This is a genomic window from Arthrobacter ginsengisoli (assembly GCF_031456935.1).
Taxonomy (GTDB): Bacteria; Actinomycetota; Actinomycetes; order Actinomycetales; family Micrococcaceae; genus Arthrobacter; species Arthrobacter ginsengisoli.
In genome coordinates this window covers 135463-156306 of sequence record NZ_JAVDVQ010000011.1, presented here as the reverse complement: position 1 = coordinate 156306, position 20844 = coordinate 135463, and the positions used below count along the sequence as shown (strand labels likewise).

Below are 20844 nucleotides of genomic sequence, written 5' to 3'. Positions count from 1 at the left end.
CCTCCTGCGAAAAGGACCACGCCGTCGTCGCGGTGCAGGGCGATCAGGTCGTGGGGGGGGGGGGGGGGCGCGCCCCCCCCCCCCCCCCCGGGGGGGGGGGGGGGGGCGCCCCCCCCCCCCCCCCCCCCCCCCCCCCGCGCCCCCCCCCCCCCCCCCCCCCGGCCCCCCCCCCGGCTCGTGGTCTGTGGGGGCGCTGAGCCCGCGGTCTCAGCCGAAGTACCAGCCCGGCGGTACCCAGGTGGCAGGCACGGCGTGCGCGGAGAAGTCGTCGCAGCCGGAGCAGAAGTACGTCACTTCTCCCAGGCGGTTGATGGAACCGTCCCGGTGGTGCGTGGCGGGCACAAAAGTCTCAAGGTAAATGAACTCGTCCGTCCCGCAACGTTCGCAGTACGGGTTTCCGACGTATTCGGCCTCAGTCAGGGTTGTCGGGTGCGGATCGAGGCGTCCGCGGCTGGGGTGGTGCGCGGCAGGGCCGCGTTGCACGACTTGGGAGAGCGGGGCCACCGGTTTATGGCTCCGGGAAGCCGATGCTGCGGGAAGATGTGGTCGGTTCATGGCTGGCGTCACTGTCGGCCTATCCCGAACGCTTCCGGTGAGTCGCCGTACGGCAGACACGTAGGACAGCGTTCGTAGTTTGAATCGTTGTCGCAGGCCTCTGCTTGACCTTCAACACACTCAGGATAAGCCACGAATACGGGTGGATCAATGGTATGCGTAAGTACGCAACCCAAGTAGGTACAGCTGGGAGTACTCAGACGCCGCTAGCTCGTTAGGGGCTGGTGCGGGTACTCCGGCATCCGCTGCTGGAATTGCAGCACCTCGGGGTTGAGGACGACGCCGTCGCGGATTTCGATCGCGCGGCGGATGGTCTCGTTCGACGTCCAGGCTTCGGGACCGGTGATGACGGTTTCCAGGAAAGGCAGCAGCGCCTCACTGATTTCCCAGCTGGCGGAATTCCACAGATAGGACGGGCTGTGGTCCACGGCGTAGTAGTCGATCTCGTCGCCGACCTTGAACATCGGTTCGGCGAAGGTCGTGGTTTTCGCCCAGCTGAAGCCCATGCCCTCGTCGCAGGAGACATCCACGATCAGGCTGCCGGGCCGGAACGCGTCGAGGTCCTCGGTGCGCAGATACGTCAGCGGCGCGTTCGGGTCCTGCAGGGTGCAGTTCACCACGATGTCACTCCCGGCCAAGAACGGGGCGAGGGGCACCCGGCCACGCTCGGTGATGACCTCGCTGAGGAACGGCGCTTTGTCGTCATGGTCGAACTGGGCGATCCGCACCGAATGGATGGGGGAGCCAACTGCGGCAACACCGCGGTTGGTCAGCACCTGGACATCATGGATGCCGTGGGCGTTGAGCGCCGTGACCGCACCGCGTGCCGTGGCCCCGAAGCCGATGACGACGGCGCTCAACCGGCGGCCGTAGTCCCCGGTGGATCCGGTCAGGGCCAAGGCGTGCAGCACTGAGCAGTAGCCGGCCAGCTCGTTGTTTTTGTGGAAGACGTGGAGGCCGAAGCCGCCGTCGCTGGCCCAGTGGTTCATCGCCTCAAAGGCGATCAGCGTCAGCTTCTTGTCGATCGCCAGCTGGGTGATCGCACGGTCCTGGACGCAGTGCGGCCAGCCCCACAGGACCTGCCCGTCCCGGAGTTCGGCGAGGTCGTCGGGCTGCGGCTTGGGCAGGAGAACGACGTCGGCCTCGGCCAGCAGCTGTGCGCGCGGAACGATGTGCCCCACCAGCGGTGCGAGGTGGGCGTCCGATACGCCGAAACGCTCGCCATAGCCCTGCTCCAGGATCAGCTGCTGCCGGAGTGCCGGGGCAATGCGGTCCACATGGAGGGGATGGATCGGGAGGCGGCGCTCGTCGGGTTTCCGGGTGCCGGCAAGGATTCCGAGGGTCAAGAGGTTCGCGCCGGATGCTGCTTGACGGGGGGATTTGTCGGCCATGATCGCTCCTGTAGCGGAACCGAGAGGTTCCTGACTCCGAACGATACAGGCAGCGGCCCAAGGCCGGGGACGGCCGATGAGCGGAGGTGGGCAGGAAATTGGAGCGGCTGACGGGAATCGAACCCGCGTATCAAGCTTGGGAAGCTAGCGCTCTACCATTGAGCTACAGCCGCAGTGGGACCGTCCGAAAAGCCGGACCTGGTCCCGGGGAACAACGAGATTTACCTTACCCCAGTCGGAAGCCATCCCAGAACACCCGAACCAGTTTCTGATCGCGTCCATGGCACACAGCAGGTGAGCTCGGGGCAGAAGATCGAGGGAGGAGCGCGGGACGGGTCACGCCCCTCCCGGCGCCGTCAGCCGCCCCGGCGTGCCATGTGGCGCGCACCGCGGAGACCGAACACGACGGCGGGTCCGATGGTCGAGCCCGGACCAGGGTAAGTCCGCCCCATGACGGACGCGGAGTTGTTGCCCGCCGAGTAGAGGCCCTCGATGACGGTGCCGTCCTCCCGCAACGCCCGGGCCTCGGCATCGGTGACGACGCCGCCCTTGGTGCCGAGGTCTCCGATCACGACCTTGAAGGCGGTGAACGGGCCCTTCTCGAGCGGGCCGAGGCAGGCGTTGGGGTGGACCGTCGGGTCGCCGTAGTAGCGGTCGTAGGCCGAGTTGCCGCGGCCGAAGTCGCCGTCGACGCCGGCCCGTGCGAAGCCGTTGAATCGGTGGATGGTTGCCTCCAGCCGGGCGGGATCCATGTCGAGCTTCGCGGCGAGTTCGGCGAGCGTGTCCGCCTTGACCATGATCCCCGCCTTCCTCATGGCCGTGTTGTTCTTCGGATCAATCGCGAAAGTGCGCAGGTAGCGGCGGGCATGCCGCACGTCGCCGACCATCCAGTACGGGCCGTCCTTGTCGTGCTCGAGCATGTGGTGACCGAGATCGACGTAGGACTCGGACTCGTTCGCGAACCGGTCACCCTTGGCGTCGAGGATGACCGAGTAGGGCAGGGAGCGCTCTCCGACGATGAACGCGGGGCCGTGACCGGGCGCGGCGGCGATCGATCCGCCCCACCACGCGTCATCCATAAGCTCGAGCGCGGCGCCGTTGTCCTGCGCGATCTCGATGGGGCGGCCCAGGTTGCCCGGAGCGCCCGACGGGTCGCCGTCGATCCCGTGGTGCTTCTGGCGGAGGTCCTTGTTGTGGTCGAAGCCGCCGCCGGCGAGCATCACGCCCCGCGTCGCGCCGATGGTGACCGGCCTGCCGTCGCGCGTAATCCGCACCCCTACTATACGGCCGCCCTCGACGACGAGGTCCTGCAGCGGGGCATTCAGCCACAACTCAGCACCCTGCTTCTGCACGACGACATCGAGGAACGCCGCGGCAACCCGGCGCCGATGCCGCCCAGCTTCTTGCCGGTGACCGCGCCGCCGAGGGCGCGGAAGACGAGCTGTGCCCCGCGGACGAGGCCGGCCGGCGTCGACCAGGCGCGGCCCAGGAGCCACACGTCGTCGGTCTTGACCGGCAGCGCGGCGGGCGCCTGGCACGTCTGCCACCAGCCGCCGATCTTCTTGATGTCGAACGGCTTCACCTCGAGGCCGCGGCCGATCTTGCCGCCTGGGAGCTCGGGGTAGTAGTCGGGGTAGTCCGCCGCACGCACGAAGGTCACACCGTACTTCTCGGCGGTGGTGACGAAGTCGGCGACGCCGTCGACGAATGCCTCCTTGCGGGCCCGCATCGTGGCGCGCCCCTCGTCGCCGACCGTCGCCTCCAGGTAGGTCAGCGCCTCCTCGCGGGAGTCACCGGCGCCGTCGCGCTGCATGAGCGGGTTGCTGGGCATCCACATTCCGCCCCCGGACATGGACGTGTTACCGCCCCATCGGCCAGTGCTTTCCAGCAGGAGGACCCGCAGGCCCTCGTCTGAAGCGCCCATGGCTGTCGCCAGTCCCGCGGCACCGGTGCCGACGACGACGACGTCATAGCTGTGGTCAAAAAACTTCGACTCTGACATGCCTTGCTCCTTCGCTTCCCGGACCCCTATGTCCGCGTGGAACGCTGCCGGACAGCTGCCGACTGCTTTGCGTCACTCTATGACATAAAGAGCTTTGCGACTAGGGTGCTGAGATGACCAACGCCAGGACAACGCGGGCAGCCGACGCCGGGACACCGCAGGCAACCCGCGGGCGCCCGATCGTGGTCACGGCTGAACACATCGAGGCCGTCGCCCTGCGCCTGTGGTCCGAGCGCGGATTCCACGAGGTCTCCGTTGCCGAGGTCGCCGCCGAAGTGGGCGTCACCGCGCGAACGATTTTCCGCCGGTACCCGACGAAGGCGGACATCGTGTGGGGCCCGCTCACGGCCTCGTTCCAGATCCTCACGGAAGCGCTCGAGCAGACCTCGCCGCGGGCGCCTCTGCTTGGGCGCGCGCGCACGGCCCTCGTCGGCATGATCCGCGACGGTGACACCGACCCGACCGCCCGCCACCGGATCCGCATCGTCGGGCGGACCCCCGAGCTGCAGAGCAGCACCTCGGCCCCGTTCCTGCTGTGGCGGCAGAGCCTCTATGACTTCGCCGTCGCACAACCGGGAGTCGACGACCTCCGCGCCCAGGTGTTCGCCTGGTCGGCGCAGAGCACGGCCCTGGCCGGGCTCATCTGGTGGGTCACACAGGATCCGGGAACGGCTCCCTGGCAGGCCGTGGACGAGGCATTCGCACACCTTATGGACTGAGTGCGAGCCCGCCGGATGCGGTATGGCGGCAGGTCGCGGAGCGTCCTGGCCGTGGCGGCGCGCGGACCTCTATAGCCTAGAACCATGACTGTTTTGCTGAGGGAAGACCGACGGTGCTAGAAAACCCCGCGCCGCCGCTGGGCGACGGACTGGACTCCGATCCGGCCGCCGGAAACGCCGTTCCCCGGCCGACCCCGCGGCACCAGCAGCTCATTGTGACGATCTACGGCCTGTACGGGCGCTCCAACGGTGGCGCCCTGCCGGTCTCGGTGCTGATTTCCATGCTGGATGACCTTGGCGTCGAGTCCTCCGGGGTGCGCTCGTCCGTGTCCCGGCTCAAGCGTCGCGGCGTGCTGGAAAGCGTCCGCCAGGGCGGAGTGGCCGCCTACCGGCTGGCCCCCAACCTCGAGGATGTCTTCCAGGAAGGCGACCGCCGCATCTTTTCGCCGCGGCGGGCGACGGCGGCCGACCGCTGGCTCCTCATCGCCTTCTCCGTCCCGGAATCCCAGCGGCACCTCCGACACCAGCTGCGCAGCATGCTGACCCGGATGGGTTTCGGTTCCGTGACCCCGGGGCTTTGGATTGCCCCGGGCAACACCTATGAGGACATCAGCCACCAGCTGGAGCGGGCGGGGCTGACGGAATACGTGGAGTTCTTCAAGGCCGAGCACCTGACTGCCGGCGACGTCAAGGACAAGGTCTCCCGGTGGTGGGACCTGCCCGCCCTGGAATCGCTCTACGCGGAATTCATCGAGCGCTTCGCGCCGGTGCTGGCGCGCTGGGAGGCGGAGGCGGCGGCGCCCGGGCCCGACGCCGACCGGGCGGCCTTCGCGGACTACGTCCAGCTGCTCACCCAGTGGCGCCGGCTGCCGTATCTGGATCCGGGACTGCCGGCGGAGTTCCTGCCGGCCGGCTGGCACGGGCTCACCGCGGAGCGGATCTTCGCGGAACTGCACCGCCTCCTGAACGGCCCGGCCCGCCAGCACGCCGAGCGGCTGCTGGCGGCCACGGGCACGTCCGGTACTGCATAAGCCGGACCGGACCGGGCCCCTGTCCTAGCCCTGGCCCGAGACGACGGCGACGGCCTGGATCTCGATCAGCGCCTCGGCCTGCCAGAGCCGCGTGACGCCGACGCCGGCCATCGCGGGATAGTCTGTGCCCGCCATTTCGCGCCAGATCCGCCCGATTTCGCGGCCGTTCTTCTGGTAATCCTCGACGTCGGTCAGGTAAATGGTGACGTTGACCAGGTCCGACGGCATGCCGCCGGCTTCAGCCAGCGTGGTGAGGACGTTGGAGAAGCACTGGCGGAACTGCTCCACGATGCCGCCGGGGACGATGTCGCCGTTGCTGTCCATGGCTGTCTGGCCGCCGAGGTACACGGTGTTGCCGGCCAGGACGCCGTGGGCGAAGCCCGAGGGTTGGGCCAGGGCTGCGGGGTTGATGACCTTGTGGTTCATGGTGGCTCCTCAGTGAGTCGGCGGTGCTGGGTAAATGCGAAGGTACACGCGGGCGGATTCGGGACAGCTGCCGGCCTACCCAAACCGGTGAATTCGTGTTAACTTGAGCATATGTGACGACCGTAAAAATGTCGACATATCCCCTCGGGGAATGGCACAGTGGTCACGTCACCGGAACCGGCAAAGGGGCCGGCTCCGCCGTCGAAACGGAAGTGGAAGAATCATGCGCCTTGCGACCCTCATTACGGCAGCCAGCGACGCCGCGGGCGACCCCGCCACCCGCGCCGCCGTGCAGTCGGGGGACCGTTACGTGCTCCTGGCAGCGCAGGACCTCAGTGAACTGCTGGGACGTCCCGGCTGGCGTGAAGAGGCAAAAGCCGCCGCGGAAGCGGCGGGCAGCCAGTCCGAAGACCCCATCGCGGTTGGCGACGCCCGGTTCGCCACTGTGCTGCCGCGCCCGTCCAAAGTCATTTGCTGCGGCCTGAATTACGCCGACCACATTGCGGAAATGGGCCGGGAGGTGCCGGAGTACCCCACGCTGTTCGCCAAGTTCGCGGACACCCTGATCGGCGACGGCGACGTCATCGACGCCGCCGGGAACGGCGCCCGGCTGGACTGGGAAGCGGAACTGGCGGTCGTCGTCGGCGCCCCGCTCAAGAATGCCTCGCCGGAGGAAGCCTCCGCCGCGATCGCCGGCTACACCGTGGCGAACGACATCTCCCTGCGCGACTGGCAGAGCCGCACCCTGCAGTGGTTCCAGGGCAAGGCCTTCGACCGCACCACCCCGCTTGGCCCGGTGCTCGTCACCCCGAACGAATGCGATCCCGAGGCCGGCGTCCGGGTCCGCGGCCTGGTCAACGGCGACGTCGTCACCACCGAGGTCGAGAGCATCGGCACACTCACCAACACGGTCCGTCTCTAAGCCACGCACCGCCACACCGACCCGCAAATACAGAGAGGCATCACCATGACAGAGCAGATCAGCCGGCAGTTGACCCCCCAGATGACGCACCAGGGTGTCCCCGTCGTGACCCGCAAGGGCGCGGAGCACCGCGACACCGGCCAGTCAGGCGGAGCCGTCCGGATCTCAGGCGTCAGCACGCAGCACACCCCTGCTACAAAGATTTGGTACGGCCAGGTCAGCAACGAACCCGGCTACCGATCCTTCCCGCACCACCACGGCGAGGCCGAGACCGGCGGCTACGTGCTGCGCGGCCACGGCCGGATCTACTTCGGCGAGGACTACAAGGAATTCATCGACATGACCGAGGGGGACTGGGTCTTCGTCCCGCCCTACATGCCGCACGTAGAGGCCAACATGAGCATCACCGAGGAACTCGTCTGGCTTACGGCGCGCACCCCGGAGAACATCGTGGTGAACCTCGATGACGTCGAGGACTCCACCCTCGAAGGGTACCGCCGGGCATGAATCCCACCTCGGAGATCCTCCTGTCCGCCCTCGAGCTGACGCCGGTCGAGCCGGACTTCCTCGACGAGGCCTACACCGCCACGACGCAGTATGTCCCGTGGCCCAAGGCCTACGGCGGCGACATGGTGGCCCAGGCCGCCGCCGCCGCGATGCGCTCGGTGGGGGATGACCGTTCGCTGCACTCGATGCACAGCTACTTCATGCGTCCGGCGGACATCGGTGCCGAGGTCCGCTATGAGGTGGAGCGGCTCCGCGACGGGCGGGGATACTCCACCCGGCAGGTCCGCGCCTACCAGGGCGGCAGGACCGTCTACGTGGCCATGGCGTCCTTCCATGCGGAGGAAGCAGGCGAGGAATTCGCCCGTGCCATGCCGGCCGGAGTCCCGGAACCGGAGTCGCTGCCGTCCTCCGCCGACGTGCTCGACGGCGTCGAGGGCGACGCCGCGGCCTACTGGTCCGGCGGCCGCAGCTTCGACATGCGGCACGTTCCGGGATCCGTGTACCTCAGCGTCGAGGGGGAGCAGGTGCCGCACCAGGCGGTCTGGGTGAAGGCCTTCGACCGGCTGCCGGACGACCCGGACCTGCAGCGTGCTGCCCTGGCCTACGTCTGTGACTACACCATCCTCGAACCGGTGCTCCGGGTGCACGGCTACGCCTGGGGCGACCCGGGCCTGGTCACGGCCAGCCTTGACCACGCCATGTGGTTCCACCGGGAAGGCCGGGTGGACGACTGGCTGCTCTACGTGCAGGAAGCCGTCTCGGCCCAGGCCAGCCGCGGCCTCGCGCAGGGGCACTTCTACGACCGGCAGGGCCGGCTTCTGGCCACCGTGGTCCAGGAAGGCATGATCCGGATGTCGACTGCTCCGTAACTGCCCTTTTGGGGTGCCAAAACGGCCGATTCGGAGCACTCGATGGCCCGCACCACCTCCTATCAATGACGATACGAAAGGCTTGCAATGGAACTGACGCCCTCGGCGCACCAGGACACCTTTGCGCGTGACAACCTGCCCCCGGCAGCGCAATGGCCGAAACTTGAGTTCACGCTCCCGGAACTGCAGTACCCGCAGCAGCTCAACGCCGCCACCGCACTGATTGACGACGCCGTCCGCAGCTTTGGTGCCGAACGCCCGGCCCTGCTCACACCCGGCGGCAGCGTCTGGAGCTACGGGGAGCTGCAGCGCCGCGCCAACCAGGTGGCCCAGGTCCTCGTGGAGGACTGCGGGATCGTCCCCGGCAACCGCGTGATGCTGCGGTCGCCGAACAACCCGTGGCTCGTCGCGGCCTGGCTCGGGGTGCTCAAGGCCGGCGCCGTGGTGGTCACGATCATGCCGGCTTTGCGTGCCAACGAGATCCGGACCCTGATGGAGCTGACCCGGCCCGCAGCCGCCCTGTGCGACAGCCGTTTCCTGGACGATCTGGCCGAGGCAGCCGGAGACGGGGTGCCGGTGCTGGCCATTGGGGGCAGCACCCGCACGGACCTCGTTGCACGCTGCGCCGCCAAAAGCGGCGAGTTCACCGACGTCCCGACGGCGGCGGACGACGTCGCGCTGCTCGGACCGACCTCGGGCACCACCGGGACGCCGAAGATCACCATGCACTTCCACCGCGACATCCTCGCGAACGCGGACACCTTTGCACGGCACATCCTCCAGCCGACGCCTCAGGACGTCTTCGCTGGGTCCCCGCCGCTGGCCTTCACCTTCGGGCTGGGCGGCCTGGTGGTTTTCCCGCTGCGCTTCGGGGCCGCCGCGCTGCTGACTGAACGCGCCACCCCGCTCGAGCTGGCGCAGGCCGTGCATGCGGCGAAAGCCACCATTCTGTTCACCGCTCCGACGGCGTACAAGGCCATCCTCAAGGAAAGCGCAGAGGGGCTGCTCACCAGCCTCCGGACCGCCGTGTCGGCGGGGGAGCACCTGCCGCCGGAGACCTGGCGGGCCGTCCACGAACGCACCGGCCTGAAGCTGGTCAACGGCATCGGCGCCACCGAAATGCTGCACGTCTTCATCTCCGCGGCAGGGGAGGACATCCGTTCCGGCGCCACCGGCACCGCTGTCCCCGGCTACCGGGCCACGATCCTTGACGAGGACGGCCGGGAACTGGGCCCGAACGCCGTTGGGCGCCTCGCCGTGATTGGCCCCACCGGTTGCCGCTACCTCAACGACTCCCGCCAGGCGGACTACGTCGTCGACGGCTGGAACGTCACCGGCGACACCTTCAGCCGGGACGAGGACGGCTACTTTTACTACCAGGCGCGTTCCGACAACATGATCGTGTCCTCCGGGTACAACATCGGCGCACCCGAGGTCGAGGCCGCGATTGACCAGCACCCGGACGTGATGGAAAACGCCGTCGTCGGCCGGCCTGATGAGGACCGCGGCAGCGTGGTCTGCGCCTTCATCGTGCTGCGCGAGGGCGTCGCGGCCGACGACGCGAAGCGCAAGGAAATCCAGGATTTCGTCAAGCAGACCATCGCCCCGTACAAGTACCCGCGCCAGGTCAACTTCGTCGACGCACTGCCCCGCAATCCGAGCGGCAAACTCCAGCATTTCCGGCTGCGCGCGCAGCTGGCCGCTGACACCGCCACCCCCGAACACCAGAACGCTTGAGAGGCACCACATGAAAATCGCAATCATCGGCGGCGGTCCGGGCGGACTCTACTTCGCCGCCCTCATGAAGCAGCTGGACCCGAACCACGAGGTCACCGTCTGGGAACGCAACGCCGCGAGCGACACCTTCGGCTTCGGCGTCGTCTTCAGCGACGAGACCCTCGGCGGCATCGGCAACGCGGACACCGTGACCGCCGAGTACATGTCCGAGCGCTTTGCCCGCTGGACCGACATCGACATCCACTTCCAGGCTCAGCAGCACACTGTCGGCGGCCAGGGCTTCGCCGCGATGAGCCGCAAGGAGCTGCTCGAGCTGCTGCAGCGGCGGTGCGCCGAACTCGGCGTCGACCTGCGCTTCAACACCCTGGCGCCGGACGTCGAGGAACTCAGCCGGGACTACGACCTGGTCCTCGCCGCGGACGGCCTGAACTCCGCCGTCCGGTCGCGCTTCGCCGAGGTTTTCCGGCCCAGCCTGGACGTCCGCAAGTCCAAGTACATGTGGCTCGGCACCGACTTGGTCTTCGAGGCGTTCAAGTTCTTCGTCAAGGACACCGAGCACGGCGTCATGCAGATCCACGGCTACCCCTATTCGGACGAGGGCAGCACCTTCATCGTGGAAATGCACGAGGACGTCTGGCGCAGCGCCGGATTCGACGCCACCGAACACCAGGCCTTCCGGCCGGGCGAAAGCGACGAAGCGGCCGTGGACGCGATCCGTGCCCTCTTCGCCGCGGAACTTGAGGGCCACGAGGTCCTGGTCAACAACTCCAAGTGGCTCAACTTCACCACGGTCCGCAACGAGTCCTGGCGGCACGGCAACATCGTGCTCCTCGGCGACGCAGCCCACACCGCGCACTTCTCCATCGGCTCCGGCACCAAACTGGCCATGGAGGACTCCCTCGCCCTGGCGGCCTGCCTGCACGAACACGCCGAGCTCGGGGCCGCGCTGGAAGCCTACGAAACTGAACGCCGGCCCGTCGTCGAATCCACCCAGCGCGCCGCCCAGGCCTCGCTGGAATGGTTCGAGAACATCGGCATGTACAAGGACCAGAACCCGGTCCAGTTCTGCTTCAACCTGCTCACGCGCAGCCGCCGTATCACCTACGACAACCTCAAGCTGCGGGATCCCGAGTTCGCCGCCCGCGTGGACGAGGAGTTCGCGCGCACGCAGGGGATCGCGGGCAGTGCCCCGGCCATGTTCCAGCCCTACCGGATCGGCGGGCTGGAACTGAAAAACCGGATCGTCGTCTCACCGATGGACATGTACTCCGCCACCGACGGTGTGCCGGGCAACTTCCACCTGGTCCACCTGGGCAGCAAGGCCCTCGGCGGCGCCGGCCTGGTCATGACCGAGATGGTCTGCGTTTCGGAGACCGGCCGCATCACGCCGGGCTGCAGCGGCCTCTACAACGAGGCCCAGCAGGAGAGCTGGCGCGAGATCGTCGAATTCGTGCACAGCCGTTCGACGGCTGCCATCGGCGCCCAGTTGGGGCACTCCGGCCGCAAGGGCTCCACCAAACTCATGTGGGAAGGCATCGACGAGCCACTGCCCGAGGGCGGCTGGGAGCCGGTGGGCCCCTCGGCGATCCCCTACGGCCCGGGCAGCCCGGCGCCGCGCGAGATCAGCCGCGCCGAGATGGATCAGGTCCGGGACGAGTTCGTCGCCGCGACCGTCCGTGCGGCCGCCGCCGGTTTCGACCTGCTGGAGCTGCACTGCGCGCACGGCTACCTGCTCTCCTCCTTCCTCTCGCCGCTGGCCAACCGCCGCTCCGACGACTACGGCGGATCGCTGGAGAACCGGCTGCGGTATCCGCTGGAGGTGTTCGACGCCGTCCGTGCAGCCTGGCCGGCGGACAAACCGCTGACGGTCCGGCTCTCGGCCACGGACTGGTCACCCGGCGGCAACGACGAGCACGACGCCGTTGCCATCGCCAGGGCCTTCGTGGAGCACGGCGCCGACGGCGTGGACGTCTCCTCCGGACAGGTGGTCAAGGAGGAGAATCCGGCGTACGGCCGGAGCTACCAGACGCCGTTCGCGGACCGGATCCGGCAGGAAGTGGCGCACAAGGCCGGTGTGGCGGTGATCGCGGTCGGCGCGGTGTCCTCCTACGACGACGTCAACTCGATCCTGCTGGCAGGCCGAGCGGACCTCTGCGCCCTCGGCCGCACGCACCTGTTTGATCCGCAGTGGACCCTGCACGCGGCGATCGAGCAGGACTACCGCGGGCCCGGCGCCGACTGGCCGCAGCAGTTCAGGGCCGGCAGCCGGAAGCCGCCGGCGGCCCGCACTGACGCGGTCCGGCCCCGCCTGGCCCTGGTGCGAGAGCCCGAGATCGCCGACCTGCCGACCCACCTGCGCTGGACGCCGGCCAAAGTGCCGGCGTCGGTCTAGCACCGGCAAGGAATCGCTGCCCGGCGCCTCAACGGCGCGGTGCCGGGCAGCGTCCGGGGCGGGACTAGTTCGGGCCGTTGGCCTCGCGGGCGGTGACTTTGGCCGCCAGCTCCGCTGGCCACGGGGTGGCGGCCGTGCCGCCCTGGGCGACATGGGCCGTCACGAAGGACCCGTGGGCGGCAAGGGCGCGGGGTTCGCCCCGGAACTCCTCGCCCCACACCTCAAAGCTGAACGTCATGGACGTGCGGCCGATTTTCTCCACCACTACGGTGGTGGTGACCTGCTGGCCGAAGTACAACTTCGCCCGGTAGTTGAGCTCGTGGCGAACCCGCGGAGCCGACGGGAAATACTCCGGCAGATCCAGGTCCCGGAACAACTTGGCCTCGCATGCCTCGACAAAGCGGAGCACCGCCGAATTGTGCTGGTGCCCCGCGGCATCCGTATCCACCCATTCAATGGTCCGTTCCAGAGTTGCCATCGTGGCGGTGTTGGGGAGGGACTTTACGGGGTTCATGGAGGCCGCCTGGAAGGTCGAAGAGCAGTCAGCAACAGCGCAGGACCCAACCGCTGCAGTACTCAATGGAAGGTATGTCCATGGTAGTAGCTTCACACGTTTCCCCCGGCGCCCCCGGCGCCACAGAGGTTCCCCGCGGGACCGCCGACGCGGCCAGGGAGGCCCCCGGCGGCCCGGTGCAGCGGCCCCCCGCGACCGTCGCCCAGCTCGTGGGCCGGACCCTGGCGGAGCTTGGCGTCGGGCACGTCTTCGGCGTCGTCGGCAGCGGGAACTTCGAGGTGACCAATGCCCTGCGCCTGGCCGGCGTGCCCTACACCGCCGCCCGGCACGAGGGCGGCGCCGCCACGATGGCCGACGCCTACTCCCGGATGTCCGGCCGGGTGGGCGTCGTGAGCACCCACCAGGGCTGCGGGCTGAGCAACGCCGTCACCGGGATCGCGGAAGCGGCCAAGAGCCGCACGCCGCTGATCGTGCTGACGGCCGACACCCAGGGCTCCGCTGTCCGGTCCAACTTCAAAATCGACCAGGACGCCCTCGCCCGCAGCGTCGGAGCCGTGAGCGAACGGATCCATTCCCCGGCCACGGCCGTCGCCGACACCCTCCGGGCCTTCCGCACCGCCCGGAACGAACGCCGCACCGTGGTGCTGAACCTGCCCCTCGACGTCCAGTCGGCCCCGGCTGCCACCCAGGAAGCAGCGGCCCGGACAGCCGCCGTCGCAGACCCCCAGCCGGTCCGTCCTGCCGCCGCCAGCGTCCGCCGCCTCGCGCACCTGATCAACGCCGCGGAGCGCCCGGTCTTCGTGGCAGGCCGCGGGGCACGGAAAGCGCGGGCGGAATTGCTCAGCCTGGCCGCGCACGCCGGGGCGCTCGTGGCCACGTCCGCCGTGGCGAACGGCCTGTTCCATGACGAGGAATTCGCCCTCGGGATCTCCGGCGGATTCTCCTCACCGCTCAGCGCCGAGCTGATCCAGGGCGCCGACCTCATTGTCGGCTGGGGCTGCGCCCTGAACATGTGGACCATGCGGCACGGGCACTTGATCTCGGCCGGCACGGCCGTGGTCCAGGTCGACGTCGAGGACGCCGCGCTCGGTGCCAACCGGCCCGTCGACCTGGGCGTGGTGGGGGACTCGGCGCTGACCGCGGCGGACGTGCTCGCGGAGCTGCGGACGCTCCAGCCGGCACCGGCGGCGAGGTACCGCACCGCGCAGAACGGGGCGGCCATCGCAGAACGCTCGCGCTGGAACGACGTCGAAACGCCGGATCTCTCCGGCGGCGGGCGGATCGATCCGCGCGTGCTAAGCCGCGAGCTGGACACCATCCTGCCCGCAGACCGGATCGTCTCGATCGACTCCGGCAACTTCATGGGCTACCCCAGCACCTACCTGAAAGTCCCGGATGAGTTCGGCTTCTGCTTCACCCAGGCCTTCCAGTCGATCGGTCTGGGTCTCTACACCGCGATCGGAGCCGCGCTGGCCCGGCCGGACCGGCTGCCGGTCCTCGGAGCCGGGGACGGGGGCTTCCTGATGGGCATCAGCGAACTGGAGACCGCCGTCCGGCTGGAGCTTCCGCTGGTCTGCATCATCTACAACGACGCCGGCTACGGGGCGGAGGTCCACCACTTCGGCGCGGGCGCCGAGTCCCAGGGCCGTCCGGCCGACGGGGATCCCGCCGTCGACCTCAGTACCGTCACCTTCCCGGACACGGACATCGCCGCGATCGCCCGGGGCTTCGGTGCGGACGCGGTGACAGTCCGGAGCGCGGGGGATCTTGCGGCGGTCCGCACCTGGCTGCAGGGGAGCCCCAACCGGCCGCTGGTCATCGATGCCAAGATCGCGTCCGACGGCGGCGCCTGGTGGCTCGCCGAGGCCTTCAAAGGCCACTGATTCACCCGCCTACTGCTGACGATCGTTACACAAACAAAATATGCTGATTTGTTTACTGTCGGAATCAATGCGTGACACAGTGGGCACAGCATGTGAGCTGTCACACAAATCTCAATGAAATCCCAACGAGAGGTACATCCATGACGCAGTCAATGCCGACTGAGTTACGCACCGAGGCCACACCTCGCTGGAAGGGCCACGCGGTCCTGATCCTGTGCTTTGTGGCCATCGTCTTCGATGGTTATGACCTGGTGGTCTACGGGTCCACCGTTCCCACGATCCTTAAGTTCCAGGAGTGGGGCGTCACGCCCGCGCAGGCCGGGCTGATCGGCAGCCTCGCCCTGGTCGGCATGCTGATCGGCACACTCTCGGTCGGCATCCTGACGGACAAGCTGGGCCGCCGACGCATCATGCTGGCCTGCATAGCGTGGTTCTCCACCTGCATGCTGCTCACGGCGTTCTCGCCGTCCGCCGAGGTTTTCGGCTTCCTGCGCTTCCTGACGGGCCTCGGCCTGGGCGGCATCGTGCCCACCTGCATTGCGCTGACGGTCGAATTTGCCCGCAAGGAGCGGCGCCAGATCGCCAATGCCGTGATGTTCAGCGGCTATTCCGTGGGCGGGGTCGGCGCCTCCCTCCTCGCCATCAACCTGCTGCAGCACATCGACTTCCGCTGGATGTACGCGATCGGCGCGCTGCCCCTCGTCACCCTTCTGCCGATCGCCTGGAAGCTCCTGCCCGAATCGGTGGCGTACCTCGCCCGCAAGCAGCGCATCGAAGAGGCCAAGTCCACAGCAGCCCGCTACGGCCTGGTCTACTCGGACATCGTCACCGCGGAGGACGTCAAGACCGGCGCCGACGCGCCGAAATCGGCCATGAAGACGCTGTTCACCCGCAAGTGGGTCCGCTCTACGGTCCTGTTCGCGATGGCGAACTTCTGCGGACTGCTGCTGGTTTACGGCCTGAACACGTGGCTGCCGCAGATCATGCGGCAGGCCGGCTTCCAGCTCGGCGACGCCCTGACCTTCCTGCTGGTGCTCAACGCCGGTGCGATCGTCGGCTCCATCAGCGCCTCGGTCCTGGCGGACAGGATCGGCATCCGCAAGGTCGTGACGGCGTCGTTCCTCCTGGCGTTCGTGGCCATCCTCATGCTGAGCCTGCAGCTCCCGCTGGCGATGCTGCTCGTCATCGTCGCCTTCGCCGGGCTCGGCTCGGTGGGAACGCAGATCCTGGTGGGCGGCTACTGCGCCACCCATTACCCCCAGTCCCTCAGCGCGACCGCCCTGAGCTGGTCGCTCGGCATTGGACGCATCGGCGCCATCTGCGGTCCGCTGATCGGCGGGCTGATCGCCGGAATGGCCTTCGGCTGGCAGCTCAACTTCTACATGTTCGCGGCCTTCGCCGTGGTCGGCGCCATTGTGGTTTTCTCCGTGCCGAAACTGACCGAAAAGTAGGCTCAGGACAGTAGTCACAGAGCAGTACACAATCCGGGGAGTCCCATAACTCTTCGATAAAGGCCCGTCCCGCAGCCGCGCGGGACGGGCCCTGCTGTTTATCCTGAAGGAGTTAGCTGCAGTTCCGGGGAAGCGGGCTACGCCCATCAGCCGTCCGCCGAGCAAGGATTTCCGTGGCCATCGCAGAGTACGACGTCGTCATCCAACGGGATGCCAGGAGCGTGTATGACTTCCTGATCGACCCCCGCAACCTGCCGAGCTGGCGTGCCGGTGTCCGCAGTATCGAACTGGAATCGGGCGCCGCCGGGACCAAGGGAGCCGTATACCGCCAGACCTCCGCGGGGCCGGGCGGGCGGACGGTGTACGGAGATTTCGAGATCACCGAGGCACGGCCCGGAGCGGAGATCCAGTACCGGGTCCTTTCCGGACCGGAGCGGACGCGCGGCGGCTACTACCTGAGCACGGAAGGCGGGAGCACCCGCGTCCGCTTCGCCCTGGAATGCGAGCCCCGGGGGCTCCTGGCCCGGCTGAAGTCCCCCTTCGGCCGGCGGATGAAGGCGGAAGTCTGCCAGCTCGAGCAGCTCAAGTCGGTATTGGAAGAGCAGGCAGGACCGTAACAGCAGGGCTGTAACAGAGGCCCCGGGCACGGCCGACCCCGCCAAGTACGGTAATTTTGAGACTGTGCTGATCTCCGACCGCGACATTCGTGCCGAAATCGACTCCCAACGGATAGTTCTGGAGCCGTTCGACCCTGCCATGGTGCAGCCATCGTCAGTGGACGTCCGGATCGACAGGTTCTTCCGGCTCTTCGACAACCACAAGTACGCCCACATCGACCCGGCGGAGGAACAGCCTGAGCTGACCCGGCTGGTGGAGGTTGAGACCGGCGAGCCGTTCATTCTGCACCCCGGGGAATTCGTGCTGGGCTCCACCTATGAGACAGTGACGCTCCCCGACGACATCGCCGCCCGGCTCGAGGGCAAGTCCTCGCTGGGCCGGCTGGGCCTGCTCACCCATTCCACCGCGGGATTCATCGATCCCGGCTTCTCCGGCCACGTGACCCTGGAGCTGTCCAACATGGCGACGCTGCCGATCAAACTCTGGCCCGGCATGAAGATCGGCCAACTGTGTTTCTTCCGGCTCACCTCGGCCGCCGAGCACCCGTACGGCTCCGGCCAGTACGGCAACCGCTACCAGGGCCAGCGCGGCCCGACGGCGAGCAGAAGCCACTTGAACTTCCACCGCACGGTCGTCTAAATTCCGTCCGCGGTCCGCACCCTCGGCGGTTTCGCCGGGCGGCGCAGCATCGCCACCACCGGTTCCACGAACCGGGCGGCGAGCGGGCCGGTCACGGCCATGATCAGCACGTAGGCGGTGGCCAGGGCGGCCAGCTCCGCGGGCACCACCCCCGACGCGACCGCCAGGCCGGCAATGACGATCGAGAACTCCCCGCGGGCGATCAGCGCGGCGCCGGCCCGGAAACGCCCCGGCACGCCGATCCCGGCGCGCTTCGCTGCCCAGATCCCCGTGAGCATCTTGGTGACCGCCGTGACAAAGGCCAGCACAAGGGCCCAGCCGAGCACCGGCGGGATAGTCGCAGGGTCGGTATTGAGGCCGAAGACCACGAAGAATATGGCTGCGAAGAGATCCCGCAACGGCTCGAGGATCCTGGTGGCGCTGTGCGCGGTGGCACCGGAAATGGCGATTCCGAGCATAAAGGCCCCGACGGCCGCTGACACCTGCATGGCCGCGGCCAGTCCGGCCACCAGCAGCGCCGCCCCGAGCAGATTGAGCAGGAACACCTCGGAGTTTTCGCTGTGCACAGCTTTGGACACATGGTGCCCGTGCCGCAGGGCCACGAGCAGGACCACGGTCACCACGGCGAGCGAGATCCCCACAGTCTGCAGACCCATGACGAAACTGACGCCGGCCAGGGTTGCCGTGAGGACCGGCAGATAGACCGCCATCGCGAGATCCTCGAACACGAGGATCGAGAGCACCACCGGGGTTTCGCGGTTACCGATCCGCCCCAGGTCCGTGATCACCTTTGCGGCAATGCCCGAGGACGAAATGTAGGTGACCCCGCCCATCACCATTGCACCGACGCCCCCCCAGCCGAGCAGGACCGCCAGGAGGGCGCCGGGCAGGAAGTTCAGGACCAGGTCCAGGACACCGGCCTGCCAGGAGCGGCGCAGCCCCGTGACCAGCTCGGCAGCCGTATATTCCAATCCGAGCATAAGCAGGAGGAGGATGACGCCGATCTCGCTCGAGAGGTGGGTAAATTCGTGCATACCTTCGAGTTTTACGAGACCCCCCGCGCCAAAGAACAGGCCGCCGATGAGGTACAGCGGGATGGGGGACATCCCGATCCGCCCGGCCAGCCTCGCCAGGATGCCGAGGCAAAAGACGACGGCCCCGAGTTCAATCAGGGTCAGTGCGAGCGGATCCATGCCGTCAGCCGTTGCGCAGGATGCCGGCCGCCGTGTCCAGGCCTTCTTGCGTCCCCACTGCAACGAGGAGATCGCCGGGGTGCAGGACGACGTCGGGTCCCGGTGAGGGAACCACCTCGCCTTCCCGCATGATGGCGACGATCGAGACGCCGCTCCGGGTCCGGATGGCGGCCTTGCCCATCGGCTGGTTGTGGAACGGGGAATCGGCCGCGATAGAGAACTGCCGGGTGACGATTCCCGGAACCTCGCGGTGCGCCTCGGAGAGCTGCATGGCCAGCCGCTGGCCACCGAGCAGGTTGCCCAGCGCGGCGGCTTCATCGGCGGTCAGCGGGATGGACGCCTGGCAGGTGTCCGGATCATCCCACGTGGAGACGATCAGTTCGGTTTGGCCTTCGCGGTATTCCACCACACCAATCCGCCGCCCTGAGGCGGTCATGAAGTCCTTGCGCCGGCCCAGTCCCGGGAGGTCTGTTTCATCCACGTTCATTCCTCCAGCGTAGTGCGCCGCAGGAGTTTTCGGGTCGCTTCAGGCGGCGGGGACGACGGCGATTTCGGTCTCGTCCGGCGCCTTGACCGGGAGCAGGAGCAGCAGCCCGGCCAGCAGCACGGCCATGATGCCGAGGATTCCCCAGCGCTGCGCCTCGCCGGGTTCCGACAGCGGGGCAGCTATCGCGATGCACAGCGTAAACAGGGCGGGGGCGAGGAAACTGACGGCCCGCCCGGTCGTGGCGTAGAGGCCGAAAAGCTCGCCGGTTTCGCCGTGCGGGGCAAGCCGGGCGAGGTAGGCCCGCGAGGAGGACTGCGCGGGCCCCACAAACAGGCACAGGAACAAGCCGAAGATCCAGAACGTGGTGCTTCCGGCCCAGTCCATTCCGAAGAAGGAATATCTCCCGTTGCCAAGGACCAAAATCACCGTGCCGGCAATCAGCAGGCCGAGGAGCGACCCGGTGATGACCCCTTTCGGCCCGATCCGGTCGTCGAGGAAGCCGCCCACGATGGCGCCCACCGCGGCGACGACGTTCCCGAAGATCGCGAAAACGATGACGTCCTTGAGTTCGAATCCGAACGTGCCCGCAGCGATGATGCCGCCGAACGTGAACACCGCGGCCAGCCCGTCCCGGTAGACGGCGCTGGCGAGCAGGAAGTAAATGGTGTGCGGGCTGGTCCGGTAGATCGCCTTGATCCGGTGCACCAGCAGACGGTAGGAAGCCAGGAATCCCGGGCCGGCGCCCTGCCTGGTTCTGGGGAGTTCCGGAACGGCAAACAGTACCGGCAGGGCGAAGATGAAGAACCACAGGGCGGAGAACACCGCGACCAGGCGGATGTTCAGGCCCTCCGCCGTGGAGGCGCCGAACCACTCAAAGCGGGGCTGGACGAACAGCTGGAGCACCAGCAGCAGTGCCACGATCCCGCCGAGGTATCCCATGCCCCAGCCGAAGCCGCTGACCTTGCCGATGTTCTGCGGCGTGGAGATCTGGGTCAGCATGGCGTTGTAGTTCACGCCGGCAAACTCGAAGAACACATTCGCCAGCGCAATCAGGGTCACGCCGAGCAGCAGGAACTCCGGACGCGGAAAGACGAAGAAACACAGGGCGGTCAGGAGTGCGACGGCAGCGGTGTTGACCCCCAGCCAGAGCTTCCGGCGCCCGCCGGCATCGGAGCGCTGCCCGGTCACCGGGGCCAGCAGCGCGACGGCGACGCCGGCGATGGCCAGTGCGCCGCCCAGGACAGCGGAGGCCCGGTCCTCCCCGCCGAAGGCGTTGGAGGTCAGGTACACGGTGAACACGAACGTGGTCATGACCGCGTTGAAGGCCGCCGAGCCCCAATCCCAGGCAGCCCACGCGAGGATGCGTCCCTTGTGCGAGGCCGGGTCGCCGGATTCCAGTTCCGAGGCGGGACGCATGGCCTCTGGGGCAGCAGCGGAGTTCATAGCTCGAATATTATCCGCAGTCGCCGCGGGGCTCGACGCACCGTTCGAAAAGAATTTGTCAACGC

Annotated in this window: 19 protein-coding genes, 1 tRNA gene and 1 pseudogene; 11 read left to right on the top strand and 10 right to left on the bottom strand. The window is 67.9% G+C overall.

What is annotated here, in order from left to right:
• Window positions 1–207 precede the first annotated feature (207 nt).
• The 5 genes and pseudogenes from J2X01_RS14100 to J2X01_RS14080 all read right to left on the bottom strand — a co-directional run.
• On the bottom strand, window positions 208–555 hold the full coding sequence (locus tag J2X01_RS14100; RefSeq protein WP_310058468.1) for a hypothetical protein: 348 nt from the start codon (window positions 553–555) through the stop codon (window positions 208–210).
• Between the two features lie 206 nt (window positions 556–761).
• Window positions 762–1946 (bottom strand): N(5)-(carboxyethyl)ornithine synthase, encoded by a 1185-nt coding sequence (locus J2X01_RS14095; RefSeq protein WP_310058465.1) that lies wholly within the window; start codon window positions 1944–1946, stop codon window positions 762–764.
• Between the two features lie 99 nt (window positions 1947–2045).
• Window positions 2046–2119, bottom strand: a tRNA-Gly gene (locus J2X01_RS14090).
• A gap of 183 nt (window positions 2120–2302) precedes the next feature.
• Complete coding sequence (locus tag J2X01_RS14085; RefSeq protein ID WP_310058461.1) at window positions 2303–3442, bottom strand: FAD-binding protein; 1140 nt, start codon at window positions 3440–3442, stop codon at window positions 2303–2305.
• Window positions 3443–3540: 98 nt separating this feature from the next.
• Window positions 3541–3870 (bottom strand): annotated as a pseudogene (locus J2X01_RS14080) (FAD-binding protein); the annotation flags it as partial.
• Between the two features lie 191 nt (window positions 3871–4061).
• On the opposite strand from J2X01_RS14080, the gene J2X01_RS14075 reads away from it, so the two are divergent.
• Window positions 4062–4667: a TetR family transcriptional regulator gene (locus J2X01_RS14075; RefSeq protein WP_310058458.1), complete on the top strand. Its 606-nt coding sequence runs from the start codon at window positions 4062–4064 to the stop codon at window positions 4665–4667.
• 113 nt (window positions 4668–4780) lie between these two features.
• Window positions 4781–5698 carry a PaaX family transcriptional regulator gene (locus J2X01_RS14070; protein WP_310058455.1) on the top strand — a complete coding sequence of 306 codons (918 nt, stop codon included), beginning with the start codon at window positions 4781–4783 and terminating at the stop codon, window positions 5696–5698.
• A gap of 24 nt (window positions 5699–5722) precedes the next feature.
• Here the strand turns inward: J2X01_RS14070 and J2X01_RS14065 are convergent, their stop codons facing one another.
• Window positions 5723–6124 (bottom strand): RidA family protein, encoded by a 402-nt coding sequence (locus tag J2X01_RS14065; protein WP_310058452.1) that lies wholly within the window; start codon window positions 6122–6124, stop codon window positions 5723–5725.
• Window positions 6125–6347: 223 nt separating this feature from the next.
• On the opposite strand from J2X01_RS14065, the gene J2X01_RS14060 reads away from it, so the two are divergent.
• The 5 genes from J2X01_RS14060 (at window position 6348) to J2X01_RS14040 (ending at window position 12551) form a co-directional block, all read left to right on the top strand.
• Complete coding sequence (locus J2X01_RS14060) at window positions 6348–7046, top strand: fumarylacetoacetate hydrolase family protein (RefSeq protein ID WP_310058449.1); 699 nt, start codon at window positions 6348–6350, stop codon at window positions 7044–7046.
• Window positions 7047–7091: 45 nt separating this feature from the next.
• Window positions 7092–7553 (top strand): cupin domain-containing protein, encoded by a 462-nt coding sequence (locus tag J2X01_RS14055; RefSeq protein WP_310058446.1) that lies wholly within the window; start codon window positions 7092–7094, stop codon window positions 7551–7553.
• Window positions 7550–8422 carry an acyl-CoA thioesterase gene (locus J2X01_RS14050; protein ID WP_310058442.1) on the top strand — a complete coding sequence of 291 codons (873 nt, stop codon included), beginning with the start codon at window positions 7550–7552 and terminating at the stop codon, window positions 8420–8422. Before J2X01_RS14055 ends, J2X01_RS14050 begins: the two co-directional genes overlap by 4 nt.
• A gap of 87 nt (window positions 8423–8509) precedes the next feature.
• Complete coding sequence (locus tag J2X01_RS14045) at window positions 8510–10159, top strand: AMP-binding protein (protein ID WP_310058439.1); 1650 nt, start codon at window positions 8510–8512, stop codon at window positions 10157–10159.
• A gap of 10 nt (window positions 10160–10169) precedes the next feature.
• Window positions 10170–12551 carry a bifunctional salicylyl-CoA 5-hydroxylase/oxidoreductase gene (locus J2X01_RS14040; protein ID WP_310058437.1) on the top strand — a complete coding sequence of 794 codons (2382 nt, stop codon included), beginning with the start codon at window positions 10170–10172 and terminating at the stop codon, window positions 12549–12551.
• A gap of 64 nt (window positions 12552–12615) precedes the next feature.
• On the opposite strand, the gene J2X01_RS14035 is transcribed toward J2X01_RS14040, so the two are convergent.
• Window positions 12616–13065, bottom strand: coding sequence for an acyl-CoA thioesterase (locus J2X01_RS14035; RefSeq protein ID WP_310058430.1), 450 nt, complete (start codon window positions 13063–13065; stop codon window positions 12616–12618).
• Window positions 13066–13145: 80 nt separating this feature from the next.
• On the opposite strand from J2X01_RS14035, the gene J2X01_RS14030 reads away from it, so the two are divergent.
• The 4 genes from J2X01_RS14030 to dcd all read left to right on the top strand — a co-directional run bounded on the left by J2X01_RS14030 (window position 13146) and on the right by dcd (window position 17656).
• A complete protein-coding gene (locus J2X01_RS14030; protein WP_310058427.1) occupies window positions 13146–14948 on the top strand; it encodes a thiamine pyrophosphate-binding protein in 1803 nt (600 codons plus the stop codon).
• A 152-nt stretch (window positions 14949–15100) separates the two neighbouring features.
• Complete coding sequence (locus J2X01_RS14025; protein ID WP_310058424.1) at window positions 15101–16399, top strand: MFS transporter; 1299 nt, start codon at window positions 15101–15103, stop codon at window positions 16397–16399.
• A gap of 173 nt (window positions 16400–16572) precedes the next feature.
• Complete coding sequence (locus J2X01_RS14020) at window positions 16573–17016, top strand: SRPBCC family protein (protein WP_310058421.1); 444 nt, start codon at window positions 16573–16575, stop codon at window positions 17014–17016.
• A 64-nt stretch (window positions 17017–17080) separates the two neighbouring features.
• Window positions 17081–17656, top strand: coding sequence for a dCTP deaminase (dcd, locus tag J2X01_RS14015; protein WP_310058418.1), 576 nt, complete (start codon window positions 17081–17083; stop codon window positions 17654–17656).
• Here the strand turns inward: dcd and J2X01_RS14010 are convergent.
• From J2X01_RS14010 to J2X01_RS14000, 3 genes are read right to left on the bottom strand one after another with little or no spacing between them, the layout of a single operon-like run.
• Complete coding sequence (locus J2X01_RS14010) at window positions 17653–18849, bottom strand: cation:proton antiporter (protein ID WP_310058414.1); 1197 nt, start codon at window positions 18847–18849, stop codon at window positions 17653–17655. The two genes, dcd and J2X01_RS14010, sit on opposite strands and share 4 nt — an antisense overlap.
• A gap of 4 nt (window positions 18850–18853) precedes the next feature.
• Window positions 18854–19336, bottom strand: a complete 483-nt coding sequence (locus J2X01_RS14005) for a cation:proton antiporter regulatory subunit (protein WP_310058411.1) — start codon at window positions 19334–19336, stop codon at window positions 18854–18856.
• A gap of 39 nt (window positions 19337–19375) precedes the next feature.
• Entirely contained in the window at window positions 19376–20779 is a 1404-nt protein-coding gene (locus J2X01_RS14000; RefSeq protein WP_310058408.1) for an MFS transporter, read from the bottom strand.
• Window positions 20780–20844 lie beyond the last annotated feature (65 nt).

Excerpts from the sequence above, each read along its gene's own strand:
- J2X01_RS14035 (WP_310058430.1), bottom strand. The coding sequence starts at position 13,065 with ATGAACCCCGTAAAGTCCCTCCCCAACACCGCCACGATGGCAACTCTG.
- J2X01_RS14025 (WP_310058424.1), top strand. The coding sequence starts at position 15,101 with ATGCCGACTGAGTTACGCACCGAGGCCACACCTCGCTGGAAGGGCCAC.
- J2X01_RS14050 (WP_310058442.1), top strand. The coding sequence starts at position 7,550 with ATGAATCCCACCTCGGAGATCCTCCTGTCCGCCCTCGAGCTGACGCCG.
- J2X01_RS14010 (WP_310058414.1), bottom strand. The coding sequence starts at position 18,849 with ATGGATCCGCTCGCACTGACCCTGATTGAACTCGGGGCCGTCGTCTTT.
- J2X01_RS14065 (WP_310058452.1), bottom strand. The coding sequence starts at position 6,124 with ATGAACCACAAGGTCATCAACCCCGCAGCCCTGGCCCAACCCTCGGGC.
- J2X01_RS14075 (WP_310058458.1), top strand. The coding sequence starts at position 4,062 with ATGACCAACGCCAGGACAACGCGGGCAGCCGACGCCGGGACACCGCAG.
- J2X01_RS14055 (WP_310058446.1), top strand. The coding sequence starts at position 7,092 with ATGACAGAGCAGATCAGCCGGCAGTTGACCCCCCAGATGACGCACCAG.
- J2X01_RS14045 (WP_310058439.1), top strand. The coding sequence starts at position 8,510 with ATGGAACTGACGCCCTCGGCGCACCAGGACACCTTTGCGCGTGACAAC.
- J2X01_RS14000 (WP_310058408.1), bottom strand. The coding sequence starts at position 20,779 with ATGAACTCCGCTGCTGCCCCAGAGGCCATGCGTCCCGCCTCGGAACTG.
- J2X01_RS14030 (WP_310058427.1), top strand. The coding sequence starts at position 13,146 with ATGGTAGTAGCTTCACACGTTTCCCCCGGCGCCCCCGGCGCCACAGAG.
- J2X01_RS14040 (WP_310058437.1), top strand. The coding sequence starts at position 10,170 with ATGAAAATCGCAATCATCGGCGGCGGTCCGGGCGGACTCTACTTCGCC.
- J2X01_RS14100 (WP_310058468.1), bottom strand. The coding sequence starts at position 555 with ATGAACCGACCACATCTTCCCGCAGCATCGGCTTCCCGGAGCCATAAA.
- J2X01_RS14095 (WP_310058465.1), bottom strand. The coding sequence starts at position 1,946 with ATGGCCGACAAATCCCCCCGTCAAGCAGCATCCGGCGCGAACCTCTTG.
- J2X01_RS14060 (WP_310058449.1), top strand. The coding sequence starts at position 6,348 with ATGCGCCTTGCGACCCTCATTACGGCAGCCAGCGACGCCGCGGGCGAC.
- J2X01_RS14005 (WP_310058411.1), bottom strand. The coding sequence starts at position 19,336 with ATGAACGTGGATGAAACAGACCTCCCGGGACTGGGCCGGCGCAAGGAC.